12 protein-coding genes and 1 pseudogene are annotated in these 18,109 nt (G+C 50.4%); 11 read left to right on the top strand and 2 right to left on the bottom strand.

Annotation, left to right across the window (positions count from 1 at the left end):
- Positions 1 to 98 precede the first annotated feature (98 nt).
- The 10 genes and pseudogenes from KJB29_RS18790 (at position 99) to KJB29_RS18745 (ending at position 15,369) form a co-directional block, all read left to right on the top strand.
- On the top strand, positions 99 to 2,894 hold the full coding sequence (locus tag KJB29_RS18790; protein WP_215735850.1) for an efflux RND transporter permease subunit: 2,796 nt from the start codon (positions 99 to 101) through the stop codon (positions 2,892 to 2,894).
- Between the two features lie 4 nt (positions 2,895 to 2,898).
- Positions 2,899 to 4,203 carry a TolC family protein gene (locus tag KJB29_RS18785; RefSeq protein WP_215735849.1) on the top strand — a complete coding sequence of 435 codons (1,305 nt, stop codon included), beginning with the start codon at positions 2,899 to 2,901 and terminating at the stop codon, positions 4,201 to 4,203.
- Positions 4,204 to 4,596: 393 nt separating this feature from the next.
- Positions 4,597 to 4,668 (top strand): annotated as a pseudogene (locus tag KJB29_RS19900) (hypothetical protein); the annotation flags it as partial.
- Positions 4,669 to 4,959: 291 nt separating this feature from the next.
- Positions 4,960 to 5,139, top strand: coding sequence for an SAP domain-containing protein (locus tag KJB29_RS18775; RefSeq protein WP_215735847.1), 180 nt, complete (start codon positions 4,960 to 4,962; stop codon positions 5,137 to 5,139).
- A gap of 48 nt (positions 5,140 to 5,187) precedes the next feature.
- The gene (locus tag KJB29_RS18770) at positions 5,188 to 5,883 is read left to right on the top strand and encodes a DUF6781 family protein (RefSeq protein ID WP_215735846.1); all 696 of its coding nucleotides are present in this window, start codon (positions 5,188 to 5,190) and stop codon (positions 5,881 to 5,883) included.
- A complete protein-coding gene (locus KJB29_RS18765; protein ID WP_215735845.1) occupies positions 5,883 to 7,631 on the top strand; it encodes an ABC1 kinase family protein in 1,749 nt (582 codons plus the stop codon). The genes KJB29_RS18770 and KJB29_RS18765 overlap by 1 nt, the downstream gene beginning before the upstream one ends.
- Positions 7,628 to 8,575 carry a patatin-like phospholipase family protein gene (locus KJB29_RS18760; RefSeq protein WP_215735844.1) on the top strand — a complete coding sequence of 316 codons (948 nt, stop codon included), beginning with the start codon at positions 7,628 to 7,630 and terminating at the stop codon, positions 8,573 to 8,575. Before KJB29_RS18765 ends, KJB29_RS18760 begins: the two co-directional genes overlap by 4 nt.
- Before the next feature lie 8 nt (positions 8,576 to 8,583).
- Positions 8,584 to 9,606: a putative ABC transporter permease gene (locus tag KJB29_RS18755; RefSeq protein WP_246562066.1), complete on the top strand. Its 1,023-nt coding sequence runs from the start codon at positions 8,584 to 8,586 to the stop codon at positions 9,604 to 9,606.
- On the top strand, positions 9,603 to 14,060 hold the full coding sequence (locus tag KJB29_RS18750; RefSeq protein ID WP_215735842.1) for an acyl-CoA dehydratase activase: 4,458 nt from the start codon (positions 9,603 to 9,605) through the stop codon (positions 14,058 to 14,060). The genes KJB29_RS18755 and KJB29_RS18750 overlap by 4 nt, the downstream gene beginning before the upstream one ends.
- 448 nt (positions 14,061 to 14,508) lie before the next feature.
- A complete protein-coding gene (locus KJB29_RS18745) occupies positions 14,509 to 15,369 on the top strand; it encodes a carotenoid biosynthesis protein (RefSeq protein WP_215735841.1) in 861 nt (286 codons plus the stop codon).
- A 230-nt stretch (positions 15,370 to 15,599) separates the two neighbouring features.
- On the opposite strand, the gene KJB29_RS18740 is transcribed toward KJB29_RS18745, so the two are convergent.
- On the bottom strand, positions 15,600 to 17,003 hold the full coding sequence (locus KJB29_RS18740; protein WP_215735840.1) for a sensor histidine kinase: 1,404 nt from the start codon (positions 17,001 to 17,003) through the stop codon (positions 15,600 to 15,602).
- Entirely contained in the window at positions 17,000 to 17,710 is a 711-nt protein-coding gene (locus KJB29_RS18735; RefSeq protein ID WP_215735839.1) for a response regulator, read from the bottom strand. The genes KJB29_RS18740 and KJB29_RS18735 overlap by 4 nt, the downstream gene beginning before the upstream one ends.
- Positions 17,711 to 17,864: 154 nt before the next feature.
- Here KJB29_RS18735 and KJB29_RS18730 point away from each other — a divergent pair, with 154 nt between their 5' ends.
- On the top strand, positions 17,865 to 18,038 hold the full coding sequence (locus KJB29_RS18730) for a hypothetical protein (RefSeq protein ID WP_215735838.1): 174 nt from the start codon (positions 17,865 to 17,867) through the stop codon (positions 18,036 to 18,038).
- The last annotated feature ends 71 nt before the right edge of the window (positions 18,039 to 18,109 follow it).

The raw sequence follows: 18,109 nt of genomic DNA, 5'->3' as shown, positions 1-18,109 counted from the left end.
CAGGGAAAACGGGAGGCTCAACCACCCCCCGATCCCATGAATTATCGGTCCGTACAAAATCTCGTCACGGATTCAGGCTCAAGCGAATTGCTGACAGAATGCTTGATGCTCTGAAAAGCCAGGATACCGGTTCAGTATCCTATGTAAAAGGGGGACGCGACCGTGAGATCAGAATTGAACTTGATCCAGAACGCATGCAGGCGTTTAAGGTGACACTTGACCAGGTTCGTAAGCTGATCTCAGCTGCAAACATATCATCGCCTTTGGGCACTCAGGTGCAATCGGATAAAAACCTTAAGCTTTCGTTTAACGGATTCCTCACTACGGAAGACGATTTGAAACGTCTTATAGTAGGTGGTAGTTCAACTGGTCGTCCCATTTATTTGGGGGATATTGCGCACGTCGTAGATGCTCCACCGACAGAGAGAGATAAGTTAGCACGTTTTGCATATGGCCCTGCTGACAGCCGTTTTGGCAAGTCCACTTTAAAGGAAATGCCAGCGGTTACTATTGCGGTTGCTAAAAAACGGGGAACCAATGCAGTGTTTTTTGCAAATGCACTGCTTAAACGTGTCAGCAGGCTACAGAAACAAATAGTTCCAGAAGGCATTGATGTTGTAGTGACGCGTAACGATGGTAAGAAAGCAGATGACGCGGTTAATTTGCTCATCGAACACCTTGGCATTGCTGTCCTCTCAGTATTCATAGTAGCGGCATTATTTCTTGGCTTAAAGGAGGCAGTCATCATTGGGACGACAGTCCCACTCATATTATCTTTAACTCTCGGCTCTGTATTTTTATTCGGTCTAACCATTAACAGGGTTACGCTTTTTGCGTTGATTATGTCACTAGGTTTAGTCGTAGATGCTGCGATCGTCGTGATAGAGAATATCCACCGCAACTACAGCAAGCTTAGGAAAGGCGACAAACGAAAATGCACAGTTAACGCTACCAATGAAATCGGCAATCCGACAAACTTGGCTACAGTTGCTGTAATGGCAGTGTTTGTCTCACTTCTTCCAATATTATCCGGAATGCCCGGTCAGTACTTCCGTCCTGTAGGTATTACTGTTCCGATAGCCATGGCAGCATCGTTGTTGGTTGCTTATTGTGTTGTCCCTTGGGCCGCCAATAGATGGTTGAAGACAGTAAGAGGGGAGCATCAAGAGGAACACGAAACAAGTCCTCGGCTTCAAAGGATATATCGATCAGTTTTGACGCCATTTATCGATAATGCAAGATGGCGAAACTATTTGTTTGCCGTAGTGATGGGATTGATTGCGCTCTCGTCTTTACAACCTCTGTGGCAATACATACGTCCCTGTGGTGTCAGTGGGCCGCAATCGTTCTTTGGGGTCGAAACTTCACTGCTTCTAAAGGACAACACTAACACCTTTAATATCACTATTGATATGCCTGAGACGACTCCGTTGGAAAGGACTGATCAACTTACACGTGAAATTGGTGAGATTCTTCAACATAACCCGGAGGTTATGAATTATCAGACAACGCTTGGAGAGGCCGGCATAATTGATTTCAACGGCATGCTCCGTGGAGCAACGAGCAAAAGTGGTCCATATGTCGGAGAGATCAGGGTAAATCTTACTGACAAGAAGATACGACATGTCAGTTCAATAGTGATTGCAAGAAAGCTACGGGAACAAATTACTCCTATCGCTGCTCGTTATCCAGGTTGTTCTGTTCGAGTAGTTGAAGATCCTCCCGGCCCTCCGATGCGTGCAATGGTCATGGCTGAGATATATGGCCAAGACTTGCAGCAGATTCGCGGGATTACAGATTTGGTTACATCAGAGTTCAAAAAAACTTTCGATATGATTGAGATTAAAAGCAGTGAAGTCGAAGATATCCCAGAGAACAAATTGGCCATTGATCACGAGAAAGCGGCCATTTCAGGTGTCACAGCTGGTGAAGTTGCTCTTGCGCTTCGTCGCTTAGTCGACGGCGAGACCATGGGTAGCATGCACATCCAAAATGAAGAAAACGTGGTTCCTATCCGGTTGCAGGTTCCGCGGCGCCATCATATTGATCCAAACCTATTATCCCGCATTACATTGACAAATCAGCGAGGACAACAGATTGCACTGTCTGAACTAGTGCATGTTGTTCCATCGGTTGCCGACCGCCCAATTCAGCACAAAGATGGTGAACGAGTTGTTTTTGTTGGTGGAGAAATATCACAAACCTCTCAAATCTATGCAGTAATTGATCTGAACAAAAGGCTCGGCAAATTACAACTTCCAACTGGAACGAGGCTGGTGACTGACAATCTAGGGCCATATAAATCAGATCCAGATACCATCAATGGGCCAATCTTGCTCTGGGAAGGAGAAATGCGCCTAATGCTTGATACTTACAGGGATTTGATTTTCGCATTGGTCCTGGCAGTTGTCTGTATTTTCCTGATCTTGGTGGCATATTATCAGTCATTCAGAGTTCCAGCCATTGCTATGGCAGCGATGCCTCTGAGCCTAGTTGGTATTTTCCCCGGACACTGGCTTATGAATAAGTCGTTCTCAGCAACATCCATGGTAGGAGTAATTGCATTAGCAGGAGTTGTTGTGCGCAGCTCTCTCCTCATAATCGACTTCGTAAATGACTATTGCGAACATGGTATGACTCTGCGCGACGCTATACTCGAAGCTGGAGCAGTACGATTGCGACCAATTACGCTGACGGCGCTAGCAATTATCTTTGGAAGCTTGATTATGTTGACAGACCCGGTGTTTAGCGGTCTAGCCATTTCACTTATCTTTGGTACCGCGGCATCAACCATACTAACTATATTTGTTGTTCCGCTCTTGTTGTATGTCGGCTTGCGAAAGAAAATGGAAATGTCAGGTAAAACGGCTGAGCATATAGAGGAGGCCAGGTAAAAAGATGACAAAATTTAAGCTATTACAATTGAAATATAGAGTTTTGCTTGCCATTGGAATGCTGTCATTTATGTTGCAGTCACCTGTATTTGGTGAATCTCTAGAGGATGCCTGGAAAACTGCTGTTGAGGCCAATCATGCATTGAAATCTGCACACTCAAACTCTCTTTCCGCAGAAATACAAGTATCAGCAGCTAAAGCGTCCCGTCTGCCTGTCGTTGAACTTTCTTCACGTTTTGTCGAAACCAGTGATCGTCAGTCACTTAAAGTTGATCTCATGGGGCAACAACTCCGTATTCCTATAACAGAACAAGGCATGAGTCTACATCAGGCTATGGTAACGATTCCTCTGTTTACATCTGGTCGGATTACTCATGGTATATCAGCCGCCTCGTCTGCGGCAGAGGCCGCAAAACTTTCAGAAGCAACTAGTGAAAGTGACCTGAAACTTCAAGTGGCTGAAGCGTATGTCAATGTTTTGCGGGCTATACGCGGATATAACGTCGCAAAAAGTCATGAGCAATCACTTGAAGCGCATAAAAAAGATGTAGACAATCTTGCGGAACAAGGGATGGTCGCTCGAAATGCACAACTTGCTGTCGAAGTAGCATTGCTTGATGCGCAACAGCAGATGGTGCAGGCTGAAAATGCTCAAAATCTGGCAAAAGCGGCATACAACCGTCTGTTGTCACGCCCTCTTGATCAGGCAGTTGAGGTTAACGAAATTGCTCCTGAACAGCCCAGTCAGGATTTGACCGCACTGAATGCACAGGCACTAGGCAGCCGGACTGAACCGAAAATGATTGAGAAGCAAACTACGGCTCTTCTTGATCAAGCGGTTGTCGTAAGTAGAGAAACATGGCCACAGATTGGGCTCACTGGAGGGTATCAGTACCTTCAGAATCAATATCTCGCTCCTGAAGGGCAATGGCTTGTTGCTGTGGGGTTAAAGTGGAATATTTTTGATGGGTGGAGTTCTCGAAACCGGGCAAGTGCATTGGGACAACAGGCCTCTGCAGTGACAGAACAGAAAAAGGAAACTTTATCTCTTATCAGTCTGCAAGTTCGTAAGAGCTGGTTAGATTTGAAATCTGCATCTAAGCGAATTGAGGTTACACAATCTGCAATAACACAGGCGAATGAGAATTTGCGTGTTGCAAGAGATCGATACACAAATGGACTGTCGACGAATACGGAGGTACTTGATGCCGAGACAATGCGGACGTTAAGCGAAACAAGTCACGCAAATGCACGATATGATGCAGTGATGGCTGGAATTCGCCTTAAACATTCGGTAGGCGGCTTATAACTGTACTATTAGTGTCTTAGTTTGTGAGTAATGCCTTTATTGCTATTTGAGCATAAATGGTAATAACCAGTGTCTTTTCAAACATGCCTTAGACTCACTAATAACTCTTTGGGTTTGGCAATAAAGTGAGGGAATATCATGTCAGAAGACAAGTATGAAGTTGATCACGAATCAAATAAGCCTGTTTTCGACTGGGATCTCACTGGATTTATACTGGGAGTAATCGCTTTATTTTGTTTTGTATATTCAGTCTACTTGTTGATTCAAATGTGGTGATGAGAACACTGCAAAAACGAGTGCATCATACCTGCGGCTAATCGCTCGTTTCGCCGTCGTCCTGCGTCGTTGTATGGAGGCAGATAATTGGACGACGTAAATACATACTTTGCCGTCTTTCCCAAAGATTTCATGATTAAGTACCATATATGCCGGAACTGTTTCCCTCTTATGGCTCTGGGCAAATATTGCCTGGGAATTGTGATTGATAGACAAACTATCGGAAAGGAGGGTGTAGTGAAAAATACCAGAATCGCCCTTTATTGGGCCATAGCAATACTAATCATTATGATGGCTCTATTTTATTTGTCTCAAGATCCATCCCAAGATCCGCAGGCCGGCTTGCCTATAAATATTGTTCACCTGCTCACCAAATACAGGTTCAAGTAATGATGTTACTCAACTGGTTCCGAACCAAAGGGCAGGCTGCCTTGGTGGTGGAAGGATGTAGCTAACACATTTCAAAAAGGAGAAAAAATCATGGAAATTCAGAAAATCAAACAAATCGCCAGGAAACTGGGAGTACAGTCGGCAAAGATGAACAAAAGTGAATTGATTCGTGCCATTCAGTCAGCGGAGAGTAACATTCCCTGCTTCGACAAAGGGAAAGCGACGGAATGCGGTCAAGCATCATGTCTCTGGCGTGAGGACTGCAATTGATAAAGTAAATTCCCTATAACGAAAAATAGTGAACGGAGGATCCCTTTCATGAATAAAGATACTTTTGGTGACAACATTGATAACAGTGATCTTGAGTCCGACGTGCGCAACGCCGTTGAGCAAGGGAATGACGTGCAGGAAATGGTCAGGAAATTTACCGTATCTGCAATCAGCACACGCTCGATCGAAATTGAATCTTTGCGACAGATAGCAACTGAAGTACTCAGGGGTGCGCGAGAGGGAGCACAAAACGAACTGCGAAAGTCAGCAGCACAAACCGAAACTGCACGAGAACGTCTCAAACAGGCCGTTACCGGGCTGGATGCAGCATTGGCACAGTTTGCCGAAGCCTCAAAACTGGCATTGGAAGAAGCTGCCGGTCATGCACAAAAATTTCCCGATAGGGATCTCGCCGGTGCCCGTGTCAGCTTGGAAAGCCTTGAGACAATATATTTAGAAGCATTGCATGGCGCAGGTATAGGGCTAAAAGATACAGCCAGCGAAATCCTGCGTGACTTGGCTATGCATGCTCAAATTAATGGTTCTACCTTTGGTGCACAAGTGAAAAATAGTTTAGTCATCATATCGCATCAGCTTGCAAATGTGGAGCGAGCTCAGGTCGCGACGGTCCTTAATCTGGCGCAAGCTACGTCAAACTTTATGCGACAAATTGCCGCTGGCGCACTTAGCGGATTGTCAGATAGTGTCAAACCTTGCCGGCAGTCACAAGACAAGGTGAATTAATGCTGTGGCAAACGTTGGTAGCAGCACGCGATCTCGGCCGTCTGCATGACATTGCATCGATCCTGGTCCGCTATGGTTTCGGCGACCTGGTACGCAGGATGGGGCTGGCCAGCGCACTGGAGCGCGCAGGACGGGCGTTGCGCTGGAATATTGCTGAAGAGTTCGCACATATGTCACCTCCCAAACGGGTACGTCTAGCGCTGGAGGAGATGGGGCCAACTTTCGTCAAGCTTGGCCAGATTCTCGCCACACGCGTGGACCTGTTCGAACCTGAATGGATAATCGAATTCAGTAAGTTACAGGACAGTGCCCCCGCTGCACCTTGGGAGGATGTTCACAGGCAACTCACGGAAGACCTTGGCTCACAGCCAGAGAGTATTTTTGCTGATTTCAACCCCGAACCTTTGGCTGCTGCCTCAATAGCCCAAGTGCACCGTGCTCGCTTGGAAGACGGCAGTGAGGTGATAGTAAAGGTACGGCGACCCGGTATCCGTCCGATTATCGAAGCCGATCTACGCTGGCTCGCAAGGCTTGCACAGTTTGCAGAAACAGAAAGTATGGAGTTACGCGCCTTCCGTCCACTGGAGGTAGTGGGGCAGTTTACCCAGTCACTCCGGCAGGAACTCGATTTTGCTGTTGAGTGCCGCAATGCAGAGCGAATCGCTGAAAATTTCATCGGTTACCGCGATAATGACAATTCCAATGTCAACGGTGCCAACTGCGATACTGAATTGCCCCAGATCATAATCCCACGTGTTTATTGGACTTGGACCGGCGAACGCATCTGTGTGCAGGAGTTTATTGCAGGAATCCCGGGAAGAGATCTTCAGGAGGTCGATCAGGCTGGACTTGATCGCAAAGTTCTTGCTCGTCGAGGCGCACATGCGGTGCTTAAAATGATTGTGGAGGATGGCTATTTTCACGCTGATCCACATTCCGGCAATGTGTTCTATTTGCCAGGAAACCGAATCGCCATCATTGATTTTGGTATGGTCGGAAGGCTTTCCGAAGTGCGTCGTGACCAACTGGTTCGCCTGCTGCTAGGGTTGGTGCGACAAAAGCCGGAGCGCGTCGCTAATGTAATGCTTGATTGGGCGAGCGACGGTGCAGTGGATGAGGTCACTCTAGTACAGGAAATTCAATCTTTCGTAGATCAATACCATGGTGTAGCACTGAAAAATTTGAGCCTGGGAACCATGCTCTCTGATCTGGTAACTATCCTCCGCCGACATCATCTGACCTTGCCGGCCGATCTCACACTGTTGGTCAAAGCTTTTATTACGCTTGAGGGGATGGGGCGGGAACTTGATCCGAGCTTCGATATGGCTGGTGAAGCAATGCCTTTGCTGGAAGAAGCAATGCGAGTTCGGTACACTCCAGCAGCCATCATTAAACGGGGTTGGGAGACAACAGGCGAGACACTGTCAATACTCGCCAGTCTACCACAGGACGTATCACGGTTGTTACGCTCAGCACGGCGCGGCCGGCTGGAAATCCACATTGACGTCACTCACTTGAAGCGAGTTGGCAATCAGCTTGATAGTGCGGCCAATCGGTTGGTAGTGGGCATTGTAGTTGCGGCACTGATCATTGGTTCCTCCATCGTCATGACTGTTACCGGTGGCCCCAGTCTGATAGGACTATCATTTTTCGCTTTATTAGGATTCTCCGGTTCCATGATCGGTGGTCTATGGTTGCTGGTGTCGATCTGGAAAAGTAATAGAGTGGGCAAGGAGAAACCGCAATGACTCGGAAGTCAGTAGATAACGACCCAGGTCGACGACACAAAATCGGCCTGGCACTGGGCAGTGGTTCAGCGCGGGGGCTGGCGCACATAGGTGTTTTGCGCGCCATCAATGAGGCTGGCATCAACATCGACGTTATCGCAGGCACCAGTATGGGGGCCTTGATCGGAGCTGTTTTCGCTGCTGGCAAGCTGGATGGATTGACAGCGAGATTTCTCGATTTCGATTGGAAAAGCATTATCACCTTGCTTGACCCGGTATTCCCCAGGTCGGGATTGATTGACGGCCAGAAGATCACTGACTTCGTGCGTACTCATATGCCTGCTACGAACATCGAGGATCTGCCGATGCCCTTTCGCGCCGTGGCTACCTGCATAATGAGTGGTGAGGAGGTAGTAATCGGCACAGGCGACCTGATCGAGGCGGTGCGTGCGAGCATTTCGGTGCCCGGCATCTTCACGCCGGTGCGTAGCGATGGCCGTGTCCTGGTTGACGGTGGCCTGGTTAATCCGGTGCCGGTTAGTGTGGTGCGCGCCATGGGTGCCGACCTGATCATTGCCGTCGATCTCAACCACGACATCGTGGCAAGCCGAGTTTCCCACCCCGATCCACGCCCATTCGGAAGGCCTTATGCCCAGACCATGACGCGCCTGCTGACAAGCCTGAAAACGATGGAAAGCCCGGTACTGGTCCAATTCGAAGCATGGATGAACAAAGAACCGGTACCGGGCATCTTCGATGTGCTGTTGACCTCAATCTACATCATGCAGGCACGTATAACCCAGGCCAGCCTGCGACAGGACATGCCGGATATCCTCATCATCCGTCCGCCGCTTGGGGCCGTGCGGTTCATGGAGTTTGATCGGGCCGAGGAGATTATTCAGATAGGCTACGAGTGCGCCCTTGAACAGCTGAAGGTGTTGACCGTCGCGAGCAAGGTCAACTGAAGATGACAATGATAGACTATTTTTTTACTTTTTCGTGTTTCGCAATTCTCGGGTGGTTACTGGAGGTTGCCTATCGTTCATCTCGTGCCGGACGATTTGTAAACCCCGGCCTCTTGAAGGGCCCGTATCTTATTCTTTATGGCACGGGAGCCCTGGTTCTCATGGGGGCGACGGCCCTGCTGCAGACGGCAGACGCAGGGTTTGCCGTCAAGACGCTGGTCTATTTTGTGGCCACAACCGGACTCGAACTGCTTTCGGGGGTAATCGCCCAGCGTCTTTTTCACGCCCATCTCTGGGACTATTCTGATGAGCGCTTCCATTATAAGGGGCATATCTGCCTCAAGTTTTCGCTGTACTGGATAGCGCTGGCCTTTGCCTTTGAATATCTGGTAGTACCGCCATATCGTGTTCTTCTCGGTCAGTTCGTCCCCGTTGTTAAGAGCGCCTTCGCCGGGGTTGTGCTTTCCTTCATGCTAGTGGATTTACTGATGACCGCAGTCCGGACCTTTTTCCGCATAACGCAGGAAGAGAGTGCCCTGGCTGACGCGGAATTCAGAAAGGCGGCAACGCCGGTTCTTGCCCTCCCTGATGTGGCGAGACTGTCCCAATATCCTCATCACCGCGGAAAAACGAGGCTGTATCATGTCAAGGAGGTCGCCCACCTGAGCTTTCTCCTGGGTCGGCGACTTTCCCTAGATGGTGAAGCAATCATCCGGGGCGCGCTGCTGCATGACCTCTTCTTTTACGACTGGCTGCGTGAAGGTCCGCGGCTGCACGGATTCAGGCATCATACCATCGCCCTGAACAATGCCCGCCGGATAACGCGCCTCTCTCAAATAGAAGAAGACATCATTAAAAAGCACATGTGGCCGCTAACCCTTGTGCCCCCACTATATCCAGAGTCGTTAATTGTTTCCCTGGTGGACACCTATTGTACGATTAGAGATTATCTGCCTTTGGACAGACAGGATAAACCGGGAAATACAGCTGACGGGTGTGCCGGTCCGACGGCGGAAGAGAAACTTATATGATGCGAAAGAGAATAAATTTCTTTTATGCCGGAATCGATATCGGCTCCACAACGGTCAAAGCAGTCATCATCAACGAAGGGGGGGGACTAGTTTTTTCCCGTTACTGTCGTCATCAAGGCAAAACCATGGAGACGACCCGAAGCATTTTCCGGGAGGCCCTTCAGGAACTCGGTGATGTGGAACTGGATCTCGCGTTGACCGGTTCTGCGGGGATGGGTGTGGCCGAGGCATTCAAAGTGCCTTTTGTTCAGGAAGTGGTGGCATCCGCACATTACATCGGGACATTCTTTCCTGCTGTCAAAACCTTTATTGAAATCGGTGGTGAAGACTCTAAGATCATCTTTTTCGACGATAACGGCCGTCCCAACATCCGGATGAACAGCAACTGCGCCGGGGGCACCGGCGCATTCATCGATCAGATGGCCGTGCTGCTGAATGTTGACGTGTCGGACTTGAACAGTCTGGCCGAAAAATCGACACAATTCTTTCCCATTGCCTCGCGATGCGGAGTTTTCGCCAAAACTGACATCCAGGCTCTGCTGAGCCGTCATGCTTCTCATGAAGATATCGCTGCCTCCATCTTTCATGCAGTAGCCATGCAGGTAGTCAGCTTATCCAGCGGTCGGGATATGGAAAGAAAAATTCTCGTGGGAGGCGGTCCGCTGACATTTATTCCCCGGCTGCGGAAGGCCTTTGCCGATCTGCTGGAGCTTGAGCATCCCGATGATCTGGTTCTGCCGGATCGTTCGGAACTGATTCCGGCCATGGGCGCAGCCATGATCCGAAACGGAGAACCCTTTCGTGCCCGTATCGGTAGCCTTTTATCCCAGTCCGAAATCAAATCCGCCGTTAGCACAGAGGGTCAGACTATCAGACTTCAGCCCTTGTTTGCCGACAAGGCGGAATTTGAGTTATGGCAAAAAAGACATGAACAGGCCAGGATCCCTAGGGTCGATCCGCTTTATGTTGGAGAGAAAGAGCTCTTTCTGGGTATCGACTCCGGGTCAACCACCACCAAAATCGTTCTTATCGATGCGGAGGGACGGCTTGCCTTTGGGCATTACAGCGCCAATAACGGCGACCCGATTCTGGCGGTAAAAAAGGGGTTGGCTGAAATAAGGGAAACATTCGCCGCAACCTCTCTCCAGCCCTGCATCATACGGTCGGCTGCCACAGGGTATGGGGAAAGCCTCATAAAGGCAGCCTTCGGTCTACATGACGGGGTAGTTGAGACCATGGCACACTGCCGGGCGGCGCAGCAGTTTGATCCGGATGTCTCCTTCATTTTGGATATCGGCGGGCAGGATATGAAGGCGATCAGCATCGTTGACCGCATCGTAGTCGACATTCATATCAACGAGGCATGTTCGTCGGGATGCGGTTCCTTTATTGAAACATTTGCCAATTCACTCGGTTATCGGGTCCAGGAATTCGCTGAAATCGCCTGCGAGCAGAATGCACCCTTTGACCTGGGAACCCGCTGTACCGTCTTCATGAATTCAAAGGTCAAGCAAGCTCTTCGGGAAGGGGCCTCCATCTCTGAAATTTCGTCCGGCCTGGCCTATTCGGTAGTTAAGAACGCCTTGTTCAAGGTACTCCAGCTCAAAGACACCGACCAACTGGGGGGTAAAATCGTCGTTCAGGGAGGTACATTCCGTAATCCAGCCGTGTTACGTGCGACAGAGCTCCTGTTGAACAAGGAAGTGGTCAGGCCGGACATCTCGGAACTGATGGGCGCCTACGGTGCGGCTCTGACCGCAATATCCATGCATCGCGCCACGCGAGGAGCGTCTATTCAGAAGATTGTCCTCGACAACCTGGAGGCTCAGGCCGCCTTTACCAAAAGAGAGCTGCGCTGCAACGGCTGCGAGAACAGCTGTGCGGTACTGGAACTGACGTTTGTCAACCATAATCGTTTTTTTACGGGGAATCGTTGCGAACACTATTTCAGCAACAATCCAAATTCCAAACACAAAGGAAAAAATCTGCTCGACAAACAGATAAAGCTCCTGTTTGACCGCGATATGGAACCGGTCGGCAAACCCCGCCTCACCTACGGTATCCCCCGATGCCTGAACATGTATGAAAACTTTCCCTTCTGGAACGCCTTTTTGACCACCTGCGGCTTCAGGGTGGTGCTTTCCGCTCCTTCCAACCAGAAACTCTATGCAAAAGGCACTGCCAGCGTCATGTCGGAAAACATCTGTTTCCCGGCCAAGCTCGCCCACGGCCATCTATTCGACCTTGTTGACAAAAAAGTGGATCGAATCTTTTATCCGACCGTAGTGTATGAACAAAATGAATTCGAAGATGCGCTGAACAGCTTTAACTGCCCGGTGGTGACCGGTTATCCCGATCTGATCAAAAGCGCCATCAATCCGGAGAAGAAATTTGGGATTCCCCTGGACAACCCGGCCATCAGCTTTAAGGATGCCGGTCTGTTAAGGGACCAGCTCTACCTCTTCTTCATGTCTTTTGGCATAGAGTACAAGACCGTCTCCATGGGGGTCAAAAACGGGTTAGCGGCTCAAAGGGTTTACCGGGAACATCTCGGGGCGCAGGCCAAAACAGTGCTCACCAGGGCGGAGAAAGCGGGACGGACGGTCGTTGTTCTTGCCGGCCGGCCCTACCACCTGGACCCGCTGGTCAACCACGGTGTACCCGACCTTCTGACCGACCTGGGGGTGGATGTTGTCAGCGAACATGCTGTTCTCGCTGCCAACGACAGCGCTTCCCTGGCAGAGGTCAATGTCCTGACCCAGTGGAGTTATGCCAACCGGCTGTACGCCGCCGCCATGTGGGTTAATCAAAACCGAAACGCCAGGATGGTGCAGTTGACCTCCTTCGGCTGCGGACCGGACGCTGTCTCCGCCGATGAAACCAGAGAAATCCTGCGGAGCAGCGGCAATATCCATACCGTGATCAAGATGGACGACATCAACAATCTTGGCGCGGTCCGGATCAGATTGCGCTCAATGCTTGAGGCGATGCAATGCAGTAACAGTAACCTGCGGGCCAGAGGGGGAGCCAGAAAGAATAAAGATCATCCCGTTAGGGCTAAAAACGGAAAGAAAACCCTGATTACCCCATTTTTTTCGTCCTTCTATTCCCCCCTGATCCCGGCTGCTTTCAGGCCGCTTGGTTTGCAGGTGGAGGTACTTCCGCCCCAGGACAGGCAGACGGTCGAACTGGGACTCAAAACCATCAACAACGACATGTGCTACCCTGCCATCCTAGTTGCCGGCGACATTATCAAGGCTTTCCAGTCGGGTCGCTACGATCCCGAAAGCACGGCGGTTATCTTGACCCAGACAGGCGGGCAATGCCGCGCATCCTCATATCTCTCTCTGGTCAGGAAGGCGCTTGTGGACTTTGGCCTGGACAATGTTCAGGTCATCCCGATCTTCGCCGACGGGATTGATCCCAAAGTGGGATTTCCGGTTGATTCCAATGGGCTGGTCAAGCAACTTGCTTTGGGGGTTATCTTTGCCGATCCTCTCACCCAGATGTTTCTGTCCAGCATGGCGCGGGAAAAGACGCCCGGCACAGCCAGAAAACTGCACGGTAAGTATCTCTCAGCCATGGGAACCGGTATCGAAAACGGCGATTACCAGTACCTTCTCAATCTGCTCAAAAAGGCAGTGGCTGATTTCAATCAGATGGAAACTCACGATAAGCCTGTTCCCAGGATCGGGATCGTGGGCGAGATATTTGTCAAATACAATTTCTTTTCCAACGGGGATATCATTGACTGGCTGTCCGGTCAGGGAATAGAAGTAATCCTTCCCGCCTTGCAGAGTTTTTTCGCCCAGCGCTTCATCAACGAAACGTACGACCAGAAGGCATTTTTTAAACGTTCATTTGCGGATCGGATGAAAAACCTGCTGCTTGAGATATATATGGAATTCCGTCTTGGTCAGATAGATCGGGTCATGCAGGAATTCAGATTTTACCGCAAGCCTCACAACCTCAGGGAACTTTCCGAGATTACCGGCGATGTGGTCAGTCTAGCCAACCAATTCGGGGAAGGGTGGCTCCTGACAGCAGAAATGATCGCCATGCTTAGGGAAGGAATTGGCGACATTGTTTGCCTACAGCCGTTCGGCTGCATTTCAAACCACATAACCGGGCGAGGGATGGAGAAGAAGCTCAAGGAGATGTATCCTCATTTGAATCTGCTTTCCCTTGATATGGATGCGGGAGCCAGTGAGGTCAATATCCTGAACAGACTTCACTTTTTGGTTTCGGATGCGCGAGAACGAGCGGCTCATGAGATAGAAGCCACGACAGAGACAAATGAATTTCGTCGTTTCGCCATGCCGTCCATGTTGCCACCCAAACTGGATGATTTAAACAGTTATGCAGCACTGGAAATTGAAAAATGGAGGGCATGGGTGTCCGGTTTAGAGTTGTGGGAAAAAGCGCAAAGCATTAAACGTAAAATAAGCTGGTGACCGATTGATGCAATGAGAAAAGAACAAAGAGCGATGAACCTGACCGGCTTAATATTAAATCTTTCAGGGTCATATTCCCGCAGCTTGCGGTGGGGTGGTCATTACAACCAGGAAAACCGAACCAGACGCTTTTTTTTGATTAGCTGATACGTTGGTTGAAGTTGCTATATGGCTAATGGAAGGGGTAATGTATGCTAGCTATTGTAATTATTATCATTATTATCCTTGTATTCTTGGCTATAGGCTTAATAGAATGTCAAACTCCTCTTTGTAGGTTTTTAGGTGCAAAATGTCAGCGCTTAAAAACTTGGTGTAAATCACTTTGGTCATCTAAGACACGATAATTATTTTCGTTATCTGTACACTACAATCTCTCTCGTCTGTGCTTATTCAGTCCTCTTGGGGCAGGTACTCTAGCAGAAGAAAGACGATACACAGGTTTGTTTTCATGGATCACTTTTTCCACATAGCCATTGGCACCATAACTATGCGCCCGTACGTTTTTGCCTTCCTGGTGGCCTATCTGGTGGCGGCTGTCATGCACCTTGGCTGGCGTACGACTATCTGGTTCACCATCATCGGCTACATCATCTCTTTTACCTCCGAGGTCTGTTCCATCAACACGGGCTTTCCGTATGGTTGGTATTACTACATCGATGCCACTAAAGACCGGGAGTTCTGGATCGCCGGAGTGCCCTTCTTCGACTCCCTCTCTTACGTATTCCTCGTCTATTGCAGCTACGCCACGGCATTGTTGGTCGTATCACCTATCAGAGCATGGCGCTGGAACCTGGTGACCCTGGAAACCCGATCTATACGCAGGTCCCTATCAGTCCTCATGCTTGGCTCCCTGTTTACCGTTTTCCTCGACATTGTCACCGATCCGGTTGCCCTTCAGGGGAAGCGCTGGTTTCTCGGCCAGATCTACGGCTACAATGAACCGGGATTCCATTTTGGTGTTCCAATGTCCAACTACTTTGGTTGGTGGATTGTGAGCGTGCTGATGATTCTTGCTCTGCAACTCATCAACGCACTGTCGGAACAGAGACGGGAGAAGCCGGCTGGGGTTGTGAACATCCCATTCCGCTCCCTATTCGGGCCAATACTCTTCCTGTCGGTGATCGTCTTCAATATTTCCGTCGCGCTTCTGATCGGAGAACGGCTCATGGCCGTGACCGGCATCTTTATCTTCACTCTGCCAATTGCCATCATCTCGATCAGCATCATTCGTCGTACGAACCGCTACGATAGGGAAGAGTTGGAAAGTCACCTGAAGGACTATCCATGGTTGCCTGCCGTTAAAGGGTAGTACCCTGTAACTACAAGAGTTTTTTGTTAAAACTCAAATTGCCAGAGTTTGGTGGTGAGAAGTCAGAAACTGAAGATAAGGAGACAACGCGCATTTTACTTCAGATAGGATGGATATATTAAACGCGTTGTTGGGGGGGGCGTTTTCGCCTTAATTCGTTGAAATGGCAGGCAGAAATCGATCACTGCATCAAATTTGATACGGGGGTCTTAAATCTATTCTACCACTGGTCAAATAGAACCTTCCCCCGTGAATCTCGACAGCCGAAGCCAGACTTGAAACCCTTGTGGTGTGTTTCTCGCTCCGATATCCCCTTGATGGAGCGCGATGATTTTCTTTGTGATCGCAAGGCCGAGGCCGGTTCCCTCACCCGTTGCCCCCTTTCCCCTGTAAAACGGATTGAAAATCCTCTCCAAGTCTTCCGCTAAAAGCGGAGAAGACGAGTTTGTCACTTCTAGCATAACTGCGTCATTCTCTGAGTGCATCGATATCCGTACCCGTCCCCCTTCCGACGTATATCGTGCTGCGTTTTCCAGGAGGTTCTTAAAGGCCACTCTCAACCACTCCTCATCTCCTGCAACTGAGAGTTGCGGTTCGACCTCGATTTCAACCGTAATTTCTTTTGTTTTGAATTGGGGGCGCATGGCCTTGAGGAGCCCATCCAGGATCGTTGCCGGCCAGACCTGCGTGGTTACAGGAACAGGTTCGTGCAGGTCAAGTTTCGAATAATCGAGGATACGCCCTATCAACTGGTCCGCCTCGGCGATGTCTTCCCACATACCCTCCAGCAGCTCCGCGGAATCGGACGTGTCACCCCGTGCTACAGAATTCTTAAGGCACTCTCCCGCAACCCTGATGCGGGCAAGGGGACTGCGCAACTCGTGCGAAACATTGGCGGTAAGCTCCTTTCCCGCCCGGATCATCCGTTCAACCGTTTCCGCCATGCTGTTGAATGCCAGGCCGAGCCTGCCGATTTCATCTTTTCCCTGTACGTCGGCACGGGCGGAAAGATCACCTCCCGCAATGCGAAGCGCCGATTCATGGAGCCGGTTCAGAGGCTTGGTGATATGCCTGGACAGGGGGACGGCGATGGCCGCCACCACGACGCAGATCAGGGTCAACCCGGCTGCGAACGCGCCGTGGGGGAACCGTCCCGGTTCGCGCTCCGTGAGGATGTGCAGCAAGGCCCGCTCTGCCCCCCTGGTACCGGGGGTCAGGGGAACCGTGGCGTAGGAGAGCCGGTTCGGACCGGCCTCAACGATGACGGTCGCATCCCCGTAGCGGCCGGACAGGCCGGGAGCATCCCAGGGAACCTTGACCTCTCCCGGAAAGGAGGCGGCCAGAAGGATGCCGTCGGTCCGGCTGATCCACACCTTGGCGTGGACGCTTTGGGCCACCTGCCGTACGGCCCGCCGCAGCACGGCTCCGGGCTCCTCGTCCCGGGCGGTGCCTCCCGCCGATGCAGCCTCGACGTAATCTCGAGCGATCAAGGTCGTGCGTCCGACGGACGCCGTGACCGAGGCGTGGTGGCCGTCCTTGACCAGCAGGAATACCAGAGCAAAGGCCAGTATCGCCGTCACCATGAGCGCAACGCACCAATGGAGCAGTATCTTGAAGTAGAGGCGTCGCATCATCCCAGATCCTCCAACATGTACCCTGATCCCCACACGGTCTTTATGCACTTCTTTGCTCCCGGGAGGGATTCGATTTTGGTCCTGAGTTTTCCAATGTGGACATCTATGCTCCGATCAAAAGGGCCGAAGTCCTTACCGCGGGCATAGTTTAGGAGTTCGTCTCTGGACAGGATCATGTTCGGACGGCTCATCAGCGCCTCCAGAAGCTTAAATTCAGTGAGGGACAACGCCAGTTCCGTTCCTCCCGAGCTGACCGTACGCCGGTTCCGGTTGAGGAGAATACCTGCGGCTTCCATCGTATCTGTGGAAAGCACCTTGACGTCCTGTGCGGATGCTGCTCTCCGCATTATTGCATTGAGCCGTGCCAGGAGCTCCCGCGGGTTGAAGGGCTTGGGCAAGTAGTCGTCCGAACCCAGCTCCAGCCCCAGGATACGGTCTTCGTCTTCCCCTTTGGCGGTGAGCATGATTACCGGCACCGCCGATTCCTGACGAATGCGGCGGAGAATGTCCAAGCCGCTCTCACCGGGCAGCATGATATCGAGAATGACGGCGTCGGGCTCCTCCGCTTCAATGGCAGCCGTTACCGTCGAACCGTCAGGAAATTCGCGCAGGATAAACCCATGCTCCTTCAAAAACTTCACCAGCAGTTTCCGCAGCCTGGTGTCGTCATCGACCAGAAAAATCAGTCTCTGTCGTTTATCATTCATCGTAACAACTCCTTATGATTACAAACGATATCAAATTGCAGGAATTTGCTGCAGTTATTTACGCTTTTTTTACATTTGCCACATACTTTTTTTACGTGTTGTGGCTAGACTGACCTCATCGCGATACCTCACATCAGAACGAAAGGAGTAGTCTATGAAAAGCGGAATGAAAGCTGTTGCAGCGATTCTCGCAGTTGTTCTCGCGAGCGGAACATTGGCAGCCTGTAAGCATCACGGCTCGCATGGCGATCATGCCAAGAAAATGAAGGAGCATTTTGATGCATCGCTCAAGAAGGTCGGAACAACCGATGAGCAGAGGGCAAAGTGAGGTATCCTGATGACGATGGACACTCCCGCTTGGTAAACTACCGAGAGGGAGGTAAACATGAAACAGCAGCA

The sequence above is a fragment of the Geobacter grbiciae genome (assembly GCF_018531165.1).
Lineage (GTDB): Bacteria > Desulfobacterota > Desulfuromonadia > Geobacterales > Geobacteraceae > Geobacter > Geobacter metallireducens.
Note: the sequence above shows the minus strand (reverse complement) of the source record. Positions and strands in the feature narration are given on the sequence as shown.

Excerpts from the sequence above, each read along its gene's own strand:
- KJB29_RS18735 (WP_215735839.1), bottom strand. The coding sequence starts at position 17,710 with ATGAATGATAAACGACAGAGACTGATTTTTCTGGTCGATGACGACACC.
- KJB29_RS18740 (WP_215735840.1), bottom strand. The coding sequence starts at position 17,003 with ATGATGCGACGCCTCTACTTCAAGATACTGCTCCATTGGTGCGTTGCG.
- KJB29_RS18750 (WP_215735842.1), top strand. The coding sequence starts at position 9,603 with ATGATGCGAAAGAGAATAAATTTCTTTTATGCCGGAATCGATATCGGC.
- KJB29_RS18755 (WP_246562066.1), top strand. The coding sequence starts at position 8,584 with ATGATAGACTATTTTTTTACTTTTTCGTGTTTCGCAATTCTCGGGTGG.
- KJB29_RS18730 (WP_215735838.1), top strand. The coding sequence starts at position 17,865 with ATGAAAAGCGGAATGAAAGCTGTTGCAGCGATTCTCGCAGTTGTTCTC.
- KJB29_RS18775 (WP_215735847.1), top strand. The coding sequence starts at position 4,960 with ATGGAAATTCAGAAAATCAAACAAATCGCCAGGAAACTGGGAGTACAG.
- KJB29_RS18785 (WP_215735849.1), top strand. The coding sequence starts at position 2,899 with ATGACAAAATTTAAGCTATTACAATTGAAATATAGAGTTTTGCTTGCC.
- KJB29_RS18790 (WP_215735850.1), top strand. The coding sequence starts at position 99 with ATGCTTGATGCTCTGAAAAGCCAGGATACCGGTTCAGTATCCTATGTA.
- KJB29_RS18770 (WP_215735846.1), top strand. The coding sequence starts at position 5,188 with ATGAATAAAGATACTTTTGGTGACAACATTGATAACAGTGATCTTGAG.
- KJB29_RS18765 (WP_215735845.1), top strand. The coding sequence starts at position 5,883 with ATGCTGTGGCAAACGTTGGTAGCAGCACGCGATCTCGGCCGTCTGCAT.
- KJB29_RS18760 (WP_215735844.1), top strand. The coding sequence starts at position 7,628 with ATGACTCGGAAGTCAGTAGATAACGACCCAGGTCGACGACACAAAATC.
- KJB29_RS18745 (WP_215735841.1), top strand. The coding sequence starts at position 14,509 with ATGGATCACTTTTTCCACATAGCCATTGGCACCATAACTATGCGCCCG.